This is a genomic window from Streptomyces sp. DSM 106670 (assembly GCF_055792845.1).
Window position 1 is genome coordinate 1,693,042 of sequence record NZ_CM147704.1, and the last position, 16,621, is coordinate 1,709,662.

General features: G+C 73.1%; 11 protein-coding genes. 7 read left to right on the forward strand and 4 right to left on the reverse strand.

What is annotated here, in order from left to right:
- Nucleotides 1–181: 181 nt before the first annotated feature.
- The 3 genes from ACSMXR_RS07405 to ACSMXR_RS07415 form a co-directional block, all read right to left on the reverse strand.
- Entirely contained in the window at nt 182–1,642 is a 1,461-nt protein-coding gene (locus ACSMXR_RS07405) for a glutamate synthase subunit beta (protein ID WP_473171469.1), read from the reverse strand.
- On the reverse strand, nt 1,635–6,194 hold the full coding sequence (gltB, locus tag ACSMXR_RS07410) for a glutamate synthase large subunit (RefSeq protein WP_473171470.1): 4,560 nt from the start codon (nt 6,192–6,194) through the stop codon (nt 1,635–1,637). Before gltB ends, ACSMXR_RS07405 begins: the two co-directional genes overlap by 8 nt.
- 448 nt (nt 6,195–6,642) lie before the next feature.
- On the reverse strand, nt 6,643–7,374 hold the full coding sequence (locus ACSMXR_RS07415; protein ID WP_137232628.1) for a VIT1/CCC1 transporter family protein: 732 nt from the start codon (nt 7,372–7,374) through the stop codon (nt 6,643–6,645).
- 250 nt (nt 7,375–7,624) lie between these two features.
- On the opposite strand from ACSMXR_RS07415, the gene ACSMXR_RS07420 reads away from it, so the two are divergent.
- From ACSMXR_RS07420 to ACSMXR_RS07450, 7 genes are all read left to right on the forward strand, one after another.
- Nucleotides 7,625–8,725: an ADP-ribosylglycohydrolase family protein gene (locus ACSMXR_RS07420; RefSeq protein ID WP_473171471.1), complete on the forward strand. Its 1,101-nt coding sequence runs from the start codon at nt 7,625–7,627 to the stop codon at nt 8,723–8,725.
- 104 nt (nt 8,726–8,829) lie between these two features.
- A complete protein-coding gene (locus ACSMXR_RS07425) occupies nt 8,830–10,077 on the forward strand; it encodes an ADP-ribosylglycohydrolase family protein (RefSeq protein ID WP_473172349.1) in 1,248 nt (415 codons plus the stop codon).
- Nucleotides 10,004–11,197, forward strand: coding sequence for an ADP-ribosylglycohydrolase family protein (locus ACSMXR_RS07430; RefSeq protein WP_473171472.1), 1,194 nt, complete (start codon nt 10,004–10,006; stop codon nt 11,195–11,197). Before ACSMXR_RS07425 ends, ACSMXR_RS07430 begins: the two co-directional genes overlap by 74 nt.
- Nucleotides 11,194–12,561, forward strand: a complete 1,368-nt coding sequence (locus tag ACSMXR_RS07435) for an ADP-ribosylglycohydrolase family protein (protein WP_376186057.1) — start codon at nt 11,194–11,196, stop codon at nt 12,559–12,561. The genes ACSMXR_RS07430 and ACSMXR_RS07435 overlap by 4 nt, the downstream gene beginning before the upstream one ends.
- A complete protein-coding gene (rbsK, locus tag ACSMXR_RS07440) occupies nt 12,558–13,448 on the forward strand; it encodes a ribokinase (RefSeq protein ID WP_473171473.1) in 891 nt (296 codons plus the stop codon). The genes ACSMXR_RS07435 and rbsK overlap by 4 nt, the downstream gene beginning before the upstream one ends.
- Nucleotides 13,445–14,668: a CaiB/BaiF CoA transferase family protein gene (locus tag ACSMXR_RS07445; protein WP_137232633.1), complete on the forward strand. Its 1,224-nt coding sequence runs from the start codon at nt 13,445–13,447 to the stop codon at nt 14,666–14,668. Before rbsK ends, ACSMXR_RS07445 begins: the two co-directional genes overlap by 4 nt.
- Before the next feature lie 29 nt (nt 14,669–14,697).
- Nucleotides 14,698–15,534, forward strand: coding sequence for an HpcH/HpaI aldolase/citrate lyase family protein (locus ACSMXR_RS07450; RefSeq protein WP_381794686.1), 837 nt, complete (start codon nt 14,698–14,700; stop codon nt 15,532–15,534).
- 62 nt (nt 15,535–15,596) lie between these two features.
- Here ACSMXR_RS07450 and lgt read toward each other — a convergent pair whose 3' ends face one another.
- Nucleotides 15,597–16,583 (reverse strand): prolipoprotein diacylglyceryl transferase, encoded by a 987-nt coding sequence (gene lgt / locus ACSMXR_RS07455; protein ID WP_137232634.1) that lies wholly within the window; start codon nt 16,581–16,583, stop codon nt 15,597–15,599.
- Nucleotides 16,584–16,621: the final 38 nt, after the last annotated feature.

Consider the following 16,621-nt stretch of genomic DNA (forward strand, 5'->3'; position numbering starts at 1 on the left):
CGGCTCCCCCGTTCGGTGTTCGGCAGACCTTGAGCCTAGGCCACCCCCGGACGCGCCACGGCGCCCGCTGGTGTCCGGTCGGGGACGGGCAGGCGCCGCGTTCAGTTCCGTACGCCGTTGTACGGGACGTCTTGTGGGGGCTCCCCCGGGCCGCGTGGCCCAGGGGGAACCCGGGTGGTGCTCAGACCAGCAGGGACCGGTCCGTCGGGCGGATCGGGGCCGGCAGGGCGCTGGTCCCGGTCAGGAAGCGGTCCACTCCGCGGGCGGCGGAGCGGCCCTCGGCGATGGCCCACACGATCAGCGACTGGCCGCGTCCCGCGTCACCGGCGACGTAGACGCCGTCGACGTTGGTCGCGTAGCTCTCGTCGCGGGCGACGTTGCCGCGCTGGTCGAGCTCCAGGCCGAACTGCTGGACCAGACCGTTGGACTGGTCGGTTCCGGTGAAGCCCATGGCCAGGGTGACGAGCTGCGCGGGGATGCGCCGCTCCGTGCCGGGCTTCTGCTCCAGCTTACCGTCCTTGAACTCGACCTCCACCAGGTGGAGGGCCTGGACATTGCCGTCCTCGTCGCCCTCGAAGTGGGTGGTGGAGACGGAGTAGACCCGCTCGCCGCCCTCCTCGTGCGCGGAGGTGACCTTGTAGAGCATCGGGAAGGTCGGCCACGGCTGGCCCGCGTTCCGTTCCTCGCCCGGCTTCGGCATGATCTCCAGCTGGGTGACGGAGGCCGCGCCCTGGCGGTGGGCGGTGCCCACGCAGTCGGCGCCGGTGTCGCCGCCGCCGATGACGACGACGTGCTTGCCGCCGGCGTGGATCGGGGCGACGGTCAGGTCGCCCTCCTGCACCTTGTTGGCGAGCGGCAGGTACTCCATCGCGAAGTGGACGCCGTTCAGCTCGCGGCCGGGGACCGGCAGGTCGCGGGAGACGGTGGCGCCGGCCGCGATGACGACCGCGTCGTAGCGGCGGCGGAGCTTGGCGGCGTCGATGTCCTGGCCGATCTCCACCCCCGTACGGAACTTGGTGCCCTCCAGGCGCATCTGCTCGATGCGGCGGTTGATGTGCGACTTCTCCATCTTGAACTCGGGGATGCCGTAGCGGAGGAGGCCCCCGATGCGGTCCGCGCGCTCGTAGACGACGACGGTGTGGCCGGCCCGGGTCAGCTGCTGGGCGGCGGCGAGTCCCGCCGGGCCCGAGCCGATGACCGCGACGGTCTTGCCGGAGAGGCGCTCGGGCGGCTGCGGGGTGACGTCGCCGCTGTCCCACGCCTTGTCGATGATGGAGACCTCGACGTTCTTGATGGTGACGGCGGGCTGGTTGATGCCGAGGACGCACGCCGACTCGCAGGGGGCCGGACACAGCCGCCCGGTGAACTCCGGGAAGTTGTTCGTGGCGTGCAGCCGCTCGGACGCGGCGGTCCAGTCCTCGCGGTAGGCGTAGTCGTTCCACTCGGGGATGAGGTTTCCGAGCGGGCAGCCGTTGTGGCAGAACGGGATGCCGCAGTCCATGCAGCGGCCGGCCTGCTTGCTGATGATCGGGAGCAGCGAGCCCGGAACGTAGACCTCGTTCCAGTCCTTGACGCGCTCGGCCACGGGGCGGGTCTTGGCGACCTCGCGTCCGGTGGTCAGGAAGCCCTTGGGGTCAGCCATGGGTCGCCGCCTCCATCATCTTCTCGGTGGTCTCCTGCTCGGAGAGACCGGCGAGCTCAGCGGCGTCCTTGGCGGCGAGCACTGCCTTGTACGTGGACGGGATGATCTTGCTGAAGCGGGTCACGGCGGTGTCCCACTCGGCGAGGAGCTTCTCGGCGACGGTGGAGCCGGTCTCCTCCTGGTGGCGGCGCACGACGTCGTGCAGCCACTGCTTGTCGGTGTCGTCCAGCTCCTCGACCGCGCCGAGGTTGCCGACGTTGACGTCGTCGCGGTTGAGGTCGATGACGTACGCGACACCGCCCGACATACCGGCGGCGAAGTTGCGGCCGGTCTCGCCGAGGACGACGGCCTGGCCGCCGGTCATGTACTCGCAGCCGTGGTCGCCGACGCCCTCGGAGACGACCAGCGCGCCGGAGTTGCGAACGCAGAAGCGTTCGCCGGTGCGGCCGCGCAGGAAGATCTCGCCGCCGGTGGCTCCGTAGCCGATGGTGTTGCCGGCGATGGTGGAGTACTCGGCGAGGTGGTCGGCGCCCCGGTCGGGCCGGACGATCACGCGGCCGCCGGAGAGGCCCTTGCCGACGTAGTCGTTGGCGTCGCCCTCCAGGCGCAGGGTGACCCCGCGCGGCACGAACGCGCCGAAGGACTGGCCGGCCGAGCCGGTGAAGGTGATGTCGATGGTGTTCTCGGGCAGGCCCGGGCCACCGAACTTCTTGGTCACCTCGTGGCCGAGCATGGTGCCGACGGTCCGGTTGATGTTGCGGATCGCGACCTGCGCGCGGACCGGCTGGGCGGCCTCGGCGCTCTCGGCGCCCAGCGCGTCGGCGGCCAGCTTGATCAGCTGGTTGTCGAGCGCCTTCGTCAGACCGTGGTCCTGCTCGACGATGCGGTGGCGGACCGCGCCCTCGGGCAGTTCGGGCACGTGGAAGAGCGGGGCGAGGTCGAGGCCCTGCGCCTTCCAGTGGGTGATCGCGCGGTCGGTGTCGAGGAGTTCGGCGTGGCCGACGGCCTCCTCGATGGTGCGGAAGCCCAGCTCGGCGAGGATCTCGCGGACCTCTTCGGCGATGAACTCGAAGAAGTTGACGATGTACTCGGCCTTGCCGGAGAACCGGTCGCGCAGGACCGGGTTCTGGGTGGCGATGCCGACCGGGCAGGTGTCCAGGTGGCAGACGCGCATCATGACGCAGCCGGAGACGACGAGCGGCGCGGTCGCGAAACCGAACTCCTCGGCGCCGAGCAGGGCGGCGATGACGACGTCGCGGCCGGTCTTGAGCTGGCCGTCGGTCTGCACGACGATGCGGTCGCGCAGGCCGTTGAGCAGCAGGGTCTGCTGGGTCTCGGCGAGGCCGAGCTCCCAGGGGCCGCCCGCGTGCTTGAGCGAGGTGAGCGGGGAGGCGCCCGTTCCGCCGTCGTGGCCGGAGATGAGGACGACGTCCGCGTGGGCCTTGGAGACACCGGCGGCGACCGTGCCGACGCCGACCTCGGAGACCAGCTTCACGTGGATGCGGGCCTGCGGGTTGGCGTTCTTGAGGTCGTGGATCAGCTGCGCGAGGTCTTCGATGGAGTAGATGTCGTGGTGCGGCGGCGGCGAGATGAGGCCGACGCCGGGGGTGGAGTGCCGGGTCTTGGCGACCCACGGGTAGACCTTGTGGCCGGGCAGCTGGCCGCCCTCGCCGGGCTTGGCGCCCTGGGCCATCTTGATCTGGATGTCGTCCGCGTTGACCAGGTATTCGCTGGTCACACCGAAGCGGCCGGAGGCGACCTGCTTGATGGAGGAGCGGCGCGCCGGGTCGTACAGGCGGTCGGGGTCCTCGCCGCCCTCGCCGGTGTTGGACTTGCCGCCGAGCTGGTTCATCGCGATGGCGAGCGTCTCGTGCGCCTCGCGGGAGATGGAGCCGTACGACATGGCGCCGGTGGAGAACCGCTTGACGATCTCGGAGGCGGGCTCGACCTCGTCGAGGGAGATCGGCTCGCGGCCGGAGTCGAAGCCGAAGAGGCCGCGGAGCGTCATGAGGCGCTCGGACTGCTCGTTCACCCGGTCCGTGTACTGCTTGAAGATGTCGTAGCGCCGGTTGCGGGTGGCGTGCTGGAGGCGGAAGACCGTCTCCGGGTCGAACAGGTGCGGTTCGCCCTCGCGCCGCCACTGGTACTCGCCGCCGATCTCCAGCGCGCGGTGCGAGGCCGCGATGCCGGATGCGGGGTACGCCTTGGTGTGCCGGGCGGCGACCTCCTTGGCGACGACGTCCAGGCCGGCGCCGCCGATCTTGGTGGCGGTGCCGTTGAAGTACGTCGCGACGAACTCCTCGTCGAGGCCGACGGCCTCGAAGACCTGGGCGCCGCGGTAGGAGGCGACGGTGGAGATGCCCATCTTGGACATGACCTTGAGGACGCCCTTGCCGAGCGCGTAGATCAGGTTCCGGATGGCCTGCTCGGCCTCGATGTTCTCGATGAAGGTGCCGGCGCGGACCAGGTCCTCGACGGACTCCATCGCGAGGTACGGGTTGACGGCGGCGGCGCCGTAGCCGATGAGCAGCGCGACGTGGTGGACCTCGCGGACGTCCCCGGCCTCGACCAGCAGACCCACCTGGGTGCGCTGCTTGGTGCGGATGAGGTGGTGGTGGACGGCGGAGGTGAGCAGCAGCGAGGGGATCGGTGCGTGCTCGGCGTCGGAGTGCCGGTCGGAGAGGACGATGAGGCGGGCGCCGTCCTCTATGGCGGCGTCGACCTCGGTACAGATCTCCTCGAGGCGTGCGGCGAGCGCGTCTCCGCCGCCGCCGACCCGGTAGAGACCGGCGAGCGTGGCGGACTTCATGCCCGGCATGTCGCCGTCGGCGTTGATGTGTATCAGCTTGGCGAGCTCGTCGTTGTCGATCACCGGGAAGGGCAGCGTGACGCTGCGGGCCGCGGCGGCGGTCGGTTCCAGGATGTTGCCCTGGGGGCCGAGCGAGGAGCGCAGCGAGGTGACCAGCTCCTCGCGGATGGCGTCCAGCGGCGGGTTGGTGACCTGGGCGAAGAGCTGGGTGAAGTAGTCGAAGAGCAGCCGGGGGCGCTCGGAGAGCGCGGCGATGGGCGAGTCGGTGCCCATGGAGCCGAGCGGCTCTCCGGCGGTGCGGGCCATCGGGGCGAGGATGACGCGGAGCTCTTCCTCGGTGTAGCCGAAGGTCTGCTGGCGGCGGGTGACCGAGGCGTGGGTGTGCACGATGTGCTCACGCTCGGGCAGGTCGCTCAGCTCGATCTCGCCGGTCTGCAGCCACTCCTGGTAGGGCTGCTCGGCGGCGAGGGACGCCTTGATCTCGTCGTCCTCGATGATGCGGTGCTCGGCGGTGTCGACGAGGAACATCTTGCCCGGCTGGAGGCGGCCCTTGCGGACGACCTTCGCCGGGTCGATGTCCAGGACGCCGACCTCGGAGGAGAGGACGACGAGACCGTCGTCGGTGACCCAGTAGCGGCCGGGGCGCAGACCGTTGCGGTCGAGGACCGCGCCGACCTGGACGCCGTCGGTGAAGGTGACGCAGGCCGGGCCGTCCCAGGGCTCCATCATCGCGGCGTGGTACTGGTAGAAGGCGCGCCGGGCCGGGTCCATCGAGTCGTGGTTCTCCCACGCCTCGGGGACCATCATCAGCACCGCGTGCGGCAGCGAGCGCCCGCCGAGGTGGAGCAGCTCCAGGACCTCGTCGAAGGAGGCGGAGTCGGAGGCGTCCGGGGTGCAGACGGGGAAGATCCGGTCGAGCTGCGCCTGGCCGAAGAGCTCGGAGGCGAGCTGGGACTCGCGGGCCTTCATCCAGTTGCGGTTGCCCTTGACCGTGTTGATCTCGCCGTTGTGCGCGACGAAGCGGTACGGGTGGGCCAGCGGCCAGCTCGGGAAGGTGTTGGTGGAGAAGCGGGAGTGGACCAGCGCGACCGTGGAGGCGAAGCGGCGGTCGGAGAGGTCCGGGAAGAACGGCTCCAGCTGCCCGGTGGTGAGCATGCCCTTGTAGACGATGGTGCGGGCGGAGAGCGAGGGGAAGTACACCCCGGCCTCACGCTCGGCACGCTTGCGCAGGACGAACGCCTTGCGGTCCAGGACGATGCCGGTGGACTCGCCGTCGGCGACGAAGACCTGGCGGAAGGTGGGCATGGTGGCGCGGGCGCCGTTGCCGAGAAGTGCGGGGGTGACCGGGACGTCGCGCCAGCCGAGGACCTTCAGGCCCTCCTGGGCGGCGATCTTCTCGATCGTGCGGACGGCCTCGGTGGAGTCGTCCGCGGGGAGGAAGGCGATGCCCACGGCGTACGAGCCGGCCTCGGGAAGTTCGAAAGGGGTCTCGGCGCGCAGGAAGGCGTCCGGGACCTGGCAGAGGATGCCGGCGCCGTCGCCGGAGTCGGGCTCGGAGCCGGTGGCGCCGCGGTGTTCGAGGTTGCGCAGTACGGTCAGCGCCTGCTCGACCAGCTCATGGCTGGCCACACCGGTCAGAGTGGCCACGAACCCGACGCCACAGGCGTCGTGCTCGTTACGGGGGTCGTACATCCCCTGCTGGGCGGGGCGACCGTCCATGGGCGACCAGGCGTCGATACGCATCGGCTCTCCCGTCGTCGTCGTGGCATTTGCGGTGCCGAGGGACGACGTTGGCCCTCTGCGAAATTTCGTGCAGGTTACATGATGGGGCGCTTCTCAAGAAGCGGAAGGCTTGTTCCAGCATGCGGACACCGTGGTGACCGGAAGTGACTGGGTGACCAGAGGTGACCGGCTCTACCAGCGGGTGGGTCGCAGTCGGAACGATCGGCGCCCGAGGAGTCGCAGAGAGCAGGCGTCGTTGCCTGCGGTGCTTACGGCTCTTGCCCGGCGGCACGGGAAACGAAACCACCGGGTAACGGCTACTTATGTGTAGCGCTGCATAGCGTCTCATTTTACGGCCGCGGAGCCTGTCGCGCCCAGTGGGCGGCGCCAAGACGTACGTCACACGCGTTGCCGGACGGTTGCGCCGTTCGGGCGGCCCGGTTACGCCGTCCGCCCGCCCGCTCCGGAATCAGCCGACCGCCACGCCGAACAGCGTGCCGAGCCCGTACGTCAGGGCCGCCGCCGTGCCGCCGAGGGCGAGCTGGCGCAGTCCGCTGAACCACCAGCTGCGGGCCGTCACCCGGGCCACCACCGCGCCGCAGCCGAAGAGGCCGAGCAGGGCGAGGAGCACCGAGGGCCACAGGGCGCTCGCCCCGAGGAGGTAGGGCAGGACGGGCAGCAGGGCGCCGAGCGCGAAGGCGCCGAACGAGGAGACGGCGGCCACCAGCGGCGAGGGCAGATCGCTCGGGTCGATGCCGAGCTCCTCGCGGGCGTGGATCTCCAGCGCCTGCTCCGGGTCGTGCGACAGCTGCCGGGCGACCTCGCGGGCCAGCGGGGCGTCCACACCGCGGGACTCGTAGAGCGCGGCCAGCTCCGCCATCTCGTCCTTGGGGTGCTTACGCAGTTCGCGGCGTTCGACGTCGAGCTCGGCCTCGACCAGTTCGCGCTGCGAGGCGACGGAGGTGTACTCGCCCGCCGCCATGGAGAAGGCCCCGGCCGCGAGCCCGGCCAGGCCGGTGATCACCAGGGTCTGCTGAGAGACCGCGCCGCCCGCGACCCCGGTCATCAGGGCGAGGTTGGAGACCAGACCGTCCATCGCACCGAAGACGGCGGGGCGCAGCCAGCCGCCGTTCACATCCCGGTGGGTGTGGTTGTCCCGGTGCGCCTCGTGCAGGACGGCGTCGGTCTCGATGATGGCCACGGTGCGCTTCTCCCCATTCCGTACAACTTTCGACAAAGTCCAATGTACGCCGGTCGGGCGACCGCCGCCAGCAAGGCTGGCCTGGCTTACCACCCCTCTGACCTGCGAAGAAAGGCCAGCCTCAGCTATCCGGCCGGGTCATCCGAGTGGCCCTTTTCCGGCCCGTTCCCGCCTCCGACCGCCCTCCGCGTGGCACAGATACGGACAGGGCCCGGATACGGACTCGCCGGACGAGCGGAAGGGCGACGCGATGGACACGGCCGTCGGCAATGACCGGGCCAGGGGTGCGCTGCTGGGACTGGCGGTCGGGGACGCGCTCGGCGCCCCGGCGGAGAATCTGCGGCCCTCCGAGATCCGCCGCCGCTGGGGGCGGATCGAGGGCTTCGTGAGCGATGACCCGGCGGGCACCGACGACACGGAGTACGCGATCTTCTCCGGGCTGCTGCTGGCCCGGCACGGCTCGGCGCTCGACGTCTCCCATGTGGAGCGGGCCTGGCACCACTGGATCGCCGATCTGGACGAGGGTCCGTTCCGGGGGGCCGGGTTCAGCGAGCGCGGCACGCTGGAGAATCTGCGCCGGGGCCTGGCCGCGCCCATCTCGGCCCAGCACCGGCACGCCTGGAGCGACGGGCTCGCGATGCGGGCGGCGCCCTTCGGGGTGTTCGCGGCGGGCCGCCCCGCCGAGGCGGCCCGGCTGGTCGCGGTGGACGGCCGGGTCAGCCATGAGGGCGAGGGGATCTACGGGGGCCAGGCGGTGGCGGCCGGGGTGGCCGCGGCGATGGTGGGCTCGGGCCTCGCCTCGGTGATCGCGGCCGCGCTCTCGGTGGTCCCGATGGACTCCTGGACCGCCCGGTCGCTGCGCCGGGCGGTGGCGGCGGCCCAGCGGCCCTACCCCGACCGGCTCACGATGGAGCGGGCGGTGCGCTCGGCGGTGGTGATCGCCGGTTACCCGTGGACGGACCTGGCGCCGGAGGCGGTGGGCCTGGCGTTCGGGGCGTTCACGGCGGCGCGCGGGGACTTCCGGACGGCGGTGCTCACGGCCGTCAACATGGGCCGCGACGCGGACACGACGGCGGCGGTGGCGGGCGCCCTGGCCGGGGCGCTGCACGGGGAGAGCTCGATCCCGCCGGACTGGGCGGCCGCGATCGGCCCGGTCCGGGGCAGCTGTCTGCCCTCGATGCGCGGCTACCACGTGCTGGACATCGCGGAGCTGCTGACCCCGGACGATCCGGGGGCGGCCGGGGCGGCGGAGCGCCCGCGGGAGCGGGGCGGCGGTCGCGAGCCGTCGGCCGTACGGGACATGGCGTCCGTGGCCGCCGGCTTCGCGCCCGTACGGGAGGAGCGGCGATGACCACAGCGCGCAAGGCGGCCGGGGCCCCGGCGGCGCCCACGACGGCCGCGCCCGGCGGAACGGTCAGGAGCCACCCGGCGACGACCCCCACGGAAGAGGCGGCGATGCCCGCGGCGCACCAGGCTGCCGGGGCCCCGGCGCCCACCCGCCGCGCCCGGATCGAAGGGCTGCTGCTCGGGCTGGCGGCGGGCGATGCCGCCGGGTGGCCCGCGGCCCGGCACCGGGCGGCCCGGATGCCCGAGTGGACCCGGCGGCTCACCCGGGAGCTGGACACCTTCGCCGAGCAGAACGCCACCACCACGCTCCCGGTGCCCATCGCCCTCAACCAGCCGCCCGAGCCGCTGCGGCTCGGGCCGTCCGACGACGCCGAGTGGGCCGCGTTCGCCGCCCGTACGGTGCTGGCTGCGGCGGCCGACGACGCGGCGGGCCTGGCCCCCGGCCGCCGGATGCGGGACGCGGTCGACCGGGCCTGGAACGCGCTGGCCGCCACCGTCGCCGCCGCCAGCGCCCGGGCCCCCGAGGTCGAGGCGGCGGTGCTTCCGCTGCGGGCCCGGATCTCGGTGCGGGCCGGGCTAGGCAACCTGGCCGCCGGGCTGCGGCCGCCCGCCACCGGGCACGACAACCCGCACTACTTCGACGACGCCGCGTGCGTCCGGGCCGCCGTGCTCGCCGTGGTCCACCCGGGCGATCCGGCGGAGGCGGCCGCGCTCGCCGAGTTCGACGCCCGCTACACCCAGGACGGCGACGGGGTGCACGGGGCGCGGGCCATGGCGGCGGCGGTCGCCGTGGCGCTGGCCGGGGCGGACGTCGACACCGTGGTGAACGCCGCCCTGGAGCAGCTCCCCGAGGGCACCGAGATCGCCCGCAACGCCGTGCACGCGGTCCGTCTGGCCCGGGAGTTCGCGGACGAGCCGGCCGGGGCGTTCGCCCTGGTCCCGGTGTTGGAGCACCAGATCGTGGACCACGTCTACAGCTACGGGATCGCGGCGGCGGAGACCGTCCCCGTCGCTCTGGCCCTCACCACCGCCGCCCGGGGCGAGATCGCTGAGGCGCTCCCGGCCGCCGCCTGCCTGTCCCGGGTGGCGGACTCCGCGCCCGCCCTGGCCGGGGCGCTGACCGGGGCGATCGGCTCGATCGCCGCCGTACCGGCCGGCTGGCGCGAGGCCTGCCGGACGCTGGCGGGCTGCGCGCTGCCCCGGCTCGCGGGCACGGACCTGATCGAACTCGCCGGGCTGCTGGCAGCCACGGAACCGGCCACCCTGGGTGGACAATTCCGGCATGACGCCCACAACGGCCATGGAAGCCGCCCCCTCGGCCCCGCACCCCTCCCCCACCACGCCCGGACTCGATGACCGGATCACCCGGGCCCTCGTCGGAGCCGCCGTCGGCGACGCGCTCGGCGGCCCGGTCGAGGGCTGGACCCCCGAGCAGATCACCGAGCGCCACGGCGGCCCGGTGACCGGGATCGTCGGCCCCTGGTACGGCGAGGACTGGCGCACCGCGCGCCCCATCGCGCCGTACCACAAGGGCGACGGACACGTCACCGACGACACCCTCATGACGCACGCGCTGATCCGGGTCTACGAGAAGGTCCGCGACCACCTCGACGCGTACGCCGTCGCGGACCATCTCGTACCGGATCTGCTCTCCCCGCGCTGGATCCCGGAGCTGGAGGCCGAGGCGCTGCCGCTCCAGCGGATCTTCCTGGCGGAGAAGTGGATCGTGGCCCGGCTGCACTACGGGCACATCGACCCGCGCGAGGCCGGTGCGGGCAACATCGTCAACTGCGGGGCGGCGATGTACATGGCCCCGGTCGGGCTGGTCAACGCCGGTCACCCGCGGGCCGCTTACGCCGAGGCGCTGGAGGTCGCGGCCCCGCACCAGTCCTCGTACGGGCGGGAGGCCGCCGGGGTCTTCGCGGCCGCCGTCGCCGCCGCCTGCCGCCCGGGCGCCACACCGGAGACGGTGGTCGACGCCGCGCTCGCCCTGGCGAAGGACGGCACCCGCTCCGCGATCGAGGCGGTCTGCGAAGTGGCCGCGCGCCACGACGACTTCGCCTCCGCGCTCGCCCCGCTGCGGGCGGCGGTGGAGCCCTTCGACACGGTCGGCCCCGACTACCGGGCCCCCTCGCTCGGCGCACGCCGCCCCTCCCGGCTGCACGCCATCGAGGAACTGCCCATCGCGCTCGGCATGTTGCTGGTCGGGGGCGGCGACTACCGGCGTACGGTGCTCGGTTCGGTGAACTACGGGCGGGACTGCGACTCCATCGCGACGATGAGCGGGGCGATCGCGGGCGCGCTCGGCGGTGAGGTCCCGGCCGACTGGGCGGCCACCGTCGCGGAGGCGAGCCGGCTGGACCTGCACTCCCCCGCCCGGACCCTGGCGGAGGTCGCCCGGGAGGTCTTCACCCGGGATCTGGAGCGCCGCCGGGCCCACGAGGAGACGTTCACCGCGCTGGCCGGTACGCGATGAACCTCCGCCTCACCTGGGTGCAGCCGGAGGACCTGGTCGGGCACGAACTGCGACAGGCCGCGCAGGACGGCCGGGACGCCCGGGAGATCGAGGAGCGGTGGTACGCGGCCGGGGGCGCCCCCGCACCGGAGCGCGCGGGCGCGTCCGAACCGCCCGCACCGCCGCGACTGCGCGCACTGGCCGGGCATCTCCTCGACGAACTCGCCCTGCTGGAATCGCCGTTGGCCGCCGACGAGCCCACCGACCTGGACGCGATCGTCGCCGCCTGCCCGCACTGGCCGGGCCCCGTGGACACGCCTTTCCCGGTCGGCCGGGACCGGCTGCACGCGGCCTGGCTGGGCCGGGCGGCGGGCTGTCTGCTCGGCAAGCCGGTGGAGAAGCTGCCGCTGACCGGCATCCGGGCGCTGGCCCGCGCCACCGGCAACTGGCCGCTGTCCACCTGGTTCACCGCACACGGCGTGCCCGCCGAACTGCTCGCCGCCCACCCCTGGAACCGCCGCTCGGCCCCCACCTCGCTCGCCGAGAACATCGACGGCATGCCGGAGGACGACGACCTCAACTACCCCTTGCTGACCCTGCTGTTGCTCCAGCGGCACGGGCGGTCCTTCACCACCGCCGACCTCGCCCGGCTCTGGCTGGACGAGCTGCCGGCCGGACGGACGTTCACCGCCGAGCGCATCGCGTACGGCAATCTCCTCGCGGGCGTCGAGCCGCCGGAGACCGCCCGCTTCCGCAACCCGTTCCGGGAGTGGATCGGCGCGCAGATCCGGGCCGACGTACACGGCTGGACCCACCCCGGCGACCCGGCCGGGGCCGCCGCCCGGGCCCACCGCGACGCGGTCCTCACCCACACCGGCAACGGGGTGTACGGCGCGATGTTCACCGCCGCCGCGCTGGCCGTGGCGGCGGGCGGCGAGAGCGATGTGCACGGCTGCCTGGCCGCCGGGCTGCGGGTGGTCCCGCCGCACTCGCGGTACGCCCGCGCGATCCGCCTCGGCATCGAAACCGCCCGTACGGAAGGGGAGTTCGACGTGGTGGTGGACCGGCTGCACGCCGCGTACGCCGACACCCACCACTGGGTGCACGTGCTGCCCAACGCCGCGCTGCTGGCCGCCGCCCTCACCCACGCCGACGGCGACTTCACCCGGTCGATCGGGTGCGCGGTCTCCGGCGGCTGGGACACCGACTCCAACGGGGCGACCGCCGGGTCCCTGGCCGGACTGCTGGCGGGCGGGCCGGACGCCCTGCCCGAGCGGTGGACGGCTCCGCTGAAGAACCGGCTCGCCACCTCCGTACCCGGCTTCGACCGGACCGGGTTCGACACCCTCGCCGCACTGACCCATCAGGAGGCTCTGCGCCCATGACCCGTATCGCGGTGCTCGGCAGCACCAATATGGACCTCGTCGCGTACACGGCCCGCGCCCCCGGCCGCGGCGAGACCGTCACCGGACGGGAGTTCCGGACGATCCCCGGCGGCAAGGGCGCCAACCAGGCCGTCGCCGCCGCCCGCGCGGGCGGCGAGGTCACGATGATCGGCGCGGTCGGCGACGACGTCTACGGGACCCTGCTGCGCGACGGCCTCGAACACGCGGGGGTGGACACCGATCTGCTGCACACCGCCGAGGGGCCCAGCGGCACCGCGCACATCGTGGTCGACGACACCGGGTCCAACGCGATCGTGGTGATCCCCGGCGCCAACGGCGTGGTGACCGCGCTCGGGCCCGGGGAGATCGCGGCGATCGCCGCCGCCGACCTGCTGCTGATGCAGCTCGAACTCCCGCTGTCCGCCGTCGTCGAAGGAGCCCGCGCGGCCCGCGCCCAGGGCGTCCGCACCATCCTCACCCCCGCCCCCGTGCAGCCCCTGCCCGACGAACTCCTCGACCACATCGACCTGTTGGTGCCCAACGAGCACGAGGCCGCCGAGCTGTCCGGGCAGGCCGAACCGCACGCCGCCGCCCAGATCCTGCTGCGTCGAGTGCCCGAGGTCATCGTCACGCTCGGCGCGAAGGGCTGCCTGTACGCGGCCCGGGGCGGCGAGCCGATGCTCTTCGAGGCGCCTTCGGTGAACGCCGTCGACACGACCGGCGCCGGGGACACCTTCGTCGGGTCGCTGGCGGTGGCGCTCGGCGAGGGGCGGCCGGTGGCGAAGGCGCTGGCCTTCGCCTCCGCGGCCGCCGCGCTCTGCGTCCAGAAACCCGGCGCGTCCACGTCCATGCCCTACCGGAGCGAGATCGAGGCGGAGACCGTATGAGCACGACAGCAGCAGGCCCTACGAGCACGACAGCGGCAGGACCGCTGACCGGGCTGAAGGTCATCGACCTGGCCACCCTCTTCGCCGGACCGCTCGCGGCCACCATGCTCGGGGACTTCGGCGCCGATGTGATCAAGGTCGAGCACCCCCGTAAGCCCGACCCCTCGCGCGGACACGGGCCCGCCAAGGACGGGGTGGGCCTGTGGTGGAAGCTGCTCGGCCGCAACAAGCGCGCCCTCACCCTCGATCTGTCCGCGCCCGGCGGCCGGGACGTACTGCTCCGGCTGGCCGCCGAGACGGACGTCATCGTCGAGAACTTCCGGCCCGGCACCCTGGAGCGCTGGGGGCTCGGCCCCGAGGAGCTGCACGCCGTCAACCCGCGTCTGGTACTGGCCCGGGTCACCGGCTTCGGCCAGTTCGGGCCGTACGCCCACCGCCCCGGTTTCGGGACGCTCGCCGAGGCGATGAGCGGGTTCGCCGCGATCACCGGGGAGCCGGACGGGCCGCCGACGCTGCCGCCGTTCGGGCTCGCCGACTCCATCGCGGCGCTGGCCACGGCGTACGCGGTGATGGCCGCGCTCGCCGGGCGGGAGAAGACCGGCGAGGGGCAGGTGGTGGACCTGGCGATCATCGAGCCGATCCTCACGGTGCTGGGCCCGCAGCCGCTCTGGTACGACCAGCTCGGCTACGTCCAGCCGCGCACCGGCAACCGCTCCCGCAACAACGCCCCGCGCAACACCTACCGCACCGCCGACGGCCACTGGGTCGCGGTCTCCACCTCCGCCCAGTCCGTCGCCGAGCGGGTGATGCGTCTCGTCGGCCGCCCGGACCTGATCGAGGAGCCCTGGTTCGGCGCGGGCACCACCCGGGCCGAGCACACCGAGGAGCTGGACGGGGCGGTCGGCCACTGGATCTCCCGCCACAGCCGCGAGGAGGTGATCAACGGCTTCGAGAAGGCGGAGGCGGCCGTCGCGCCGATCCATGACGTACGGGAGGTGATGGAGGACCCGCAGTACCGGGCGCTGGGCACCATCGCCGAGGTCGACGACCCGGAGCTGGGGCCGCTGCGGATGCAGAACGTCCTCTTCCGGCTCTCGGGGACGCCGGGCGGGATTCGCTGGGCGGGCCGCCCGCACGGCGCGGACACCGACGAGATCGTGGCCGGACTGGGTCTCTCGGAGAACCGGATCGCGGCGCTGCGGGACCAGGGGGCGCTGTGAGCGACTGCACGGCCGCCGCCGTCCCCCCGCTGCCGGAGGACGCTCCCGCGGCGGTCGGCCGGCCGCCGCTGACCTGGCTGTACGTGCCCGGGGACCGGCCGGAGGTGGTGGCCAAGGCGCTGGGCAGCGGGGCGGACGTGGTGATCGTCGACCTGGAGGACGCCGTCGCCCCGGAGCGCAAGGAGTACGCGCGCTCCGCCACCGCCGAACTCCTCGCGGACCCGGTGACCGCGTCGCCGGACGCCGTACCGGTCCATGTCCGGGTGCACGGCGAGGACGACATCCGGGCGCTGACGGGGCTGCCGGGGCTGTCCGGTCTGCGGCTGCCGAAGATCACCCACGCGGTCTCGGTGCACCATGTGGCGGCGGTGGCCCCCGGTGTACCGCTGTATCCGCTGCTGGAGTCGGCGCTCGCCATGGAGCACGCGTACTCGATCGCCACGGCCGACCCCGCGGTCCGGGGCATCGCGCTGGGCGAGGCGGACCTGCGGGCCGATCTGGGCGTACGGGAGGACCGCGGGCTCGACTGGTCGCGCAGCCGGCTGGTGGTGGCGGCCCGGGCTGCCGCGCTGCCGCCGCCCGCCCAGTCGGTGTTCCCGGACGTCCGGGACCTGGACGGGCTGTGGACCTCGTGCGGGCGGGGGCGGGCGCTCGGGATGCTGGGGCGGGCGGCGATCCACCCGCGCCAGCTGGAGGTGATCGAGCGGGCGTTCCGGCCGACGGCCGAGGAGATCGAGGCGGCGGAGGAGATCGTCGCGGCCTCGGCGGTGGAGGCGGGGGCGCTGGCGCTGCCGGACGGGCGGTTCGTGGACGCGGCGGTGGTGGCGTCCGCCCGCCGCACACTGGCGATCGCCGGGCGGTCCTGAGGTTTCCCAGGTCCGCCCGGCGATCGGGGCAGTGCGCGGTGCGCCGTGCGGGGCGCGGGCGGTCAGCTCTGGTCGGCCGCCTCGGGGGCGGAGTCCTTCCGGAGCCGGTCCTTCTTCAGCGGGTCCTCGTCCGCGCCGTCGGCCTCCGGCGCGTCCGCGTCCTCGGCGCCGTCCTTCTCGGTGGCGTCGGCGTCGGCGGTCTTCGCGTCCTCGGTGCTCTTCGTGGCGTCCGCGTCCCGGTCGGGCTCGACGATCTCCTCGCGTCCCGGGCGGATCTTCGCGGAGATCACGATGTAGGCGACGGCGAGGACGAAGACGACGATCGCGGTCCACACGTTCAGGCGGAGGCCCAGCACGTGGTGGGCCTCGTCGACCCGCATGTACTCGATCCAGCCGCGTCCCGCGCAGTAGGCCGCGACGTACAGCGCGAACGCCCGTCCGTGGCCGAGCCGGAAGCGGCGGTCGGCCCAGATGACCAGCAGCGCGACACCGATGCACCACAGCGACTCGTACAGGAAGGTCGGGTGGTACGTCCCGGCGACCCGGTTCGGGCCGTCGCTGATCTCCAGCGCCCAGGGCAGGTCGGTGGGCTTGCCGTAGAGCTCCTGGTTGAACCAGTTGCCCCAGCGGCCGATGGCCTGGGCGATGGCGATGCCCGGGGCCAGTGCGTCGGCCCAGGCGGGCAGCGGGATGCCCCGGCGGCGGCAGCCGATCCAGGCTCCTACGGCGCCGAACGCGATGGCGCCCCAGATGCCGAGGCCGCCCTCCCAGATCTTGAAGGCGTCGACCCAGTCCTCACCGTCGCTGAAGTACAGCTGGTAGTCGGTGATCACGTGGTAGAGCCGGCCGCCGACGAGACCGAAGGGCACGGCCCAGACGGCGATGTCGGCCACGGTGCCGGCTTTGCCGCCCCGGGCGATCCAGCGCTTGTTGCCGAACCAGACGGCGACGAAGACACCGATGATGATGCAGAACGCGTAGCCGCGGAGCGGGATCGGGCCGAGCTCGATCACGCCGGTCGACGGGCTGGGAATGAAGGCAAGGTTCATGGCGAGGTCGACGCTACCTTGCCGGGCGGTGGGTACGG

What these genes read in the sequence shown, in the direction of transcription:
- ACSMXR_RS07405 (WP_473171469.1), bottom strand. Translation starts at nt 1,642, where the DNA reads ATGGCTGACCCCAAGGGCTTCCTGACCACCGGACGCGAGGTCGCCAAG.
- gltB (WP_473171470.1), bottom strand. Translation starts at nt 6,194, where the DNA reads ATGCGTATCGACGCCTGGTCGCCCATGGACGGTCGCCCCGCCCAGCAG.
- ACSMXR_RS07420 (WP_473171471.1), top strand. Translation starts at nt 7,625, where the DNA reads ATGGACACGGCCGTCGGCAATGACCGGGCCAGGGGTGCGCTGCTGGGA.
- ACSMXR_RS07425 (WP_473172349.1), top strand. Translation starts at nt 8,830, where the DNA reads ATGCCCGCGGCGCACCAGGCTGCCGGGGCCCCGGCGCCCACCCGCCGC.
- ACSMXR_RS07430 (WP_473171472.1), top strand. Translation starts at nt 10,004, where the DNA reads ATGACGCCCACAACGGCCATGGAAGCCGCCCCCTCGGCCCCGCACCCC.
- ACSMXR_RS07435 (WP_376186057.1), top strand. Translation starts at nt 11,194, where the DNA reads ATGAACCTCCGCCTCACCTGGGTGCAGCCGGAGGACCTGGTCGGGCAC.
- rbsK (WP_473171473.1), top strand. Translation starts at nt 12,558, where the DNA reads ATGACCCGTATCGCGGTGCTCGGCAGCACCAATATGGACCTCGTCGCG.
- ACSMXR_RS07445 (WP_137232633.1), top strand. Translation starts at nt 13,445, where the DNA reads ATGAGCACGACAGCAGCAGGCCCTACGAGCACGACAGCGGCAGGACCG.
- lgt (WP_137232634.1), bottom strand. Translation starts at nt 16,583, where the DNA reads ATGAACCTTGCCTTCATTCCCAGCCCGTCGACCGGCGTGATCGAGCTC.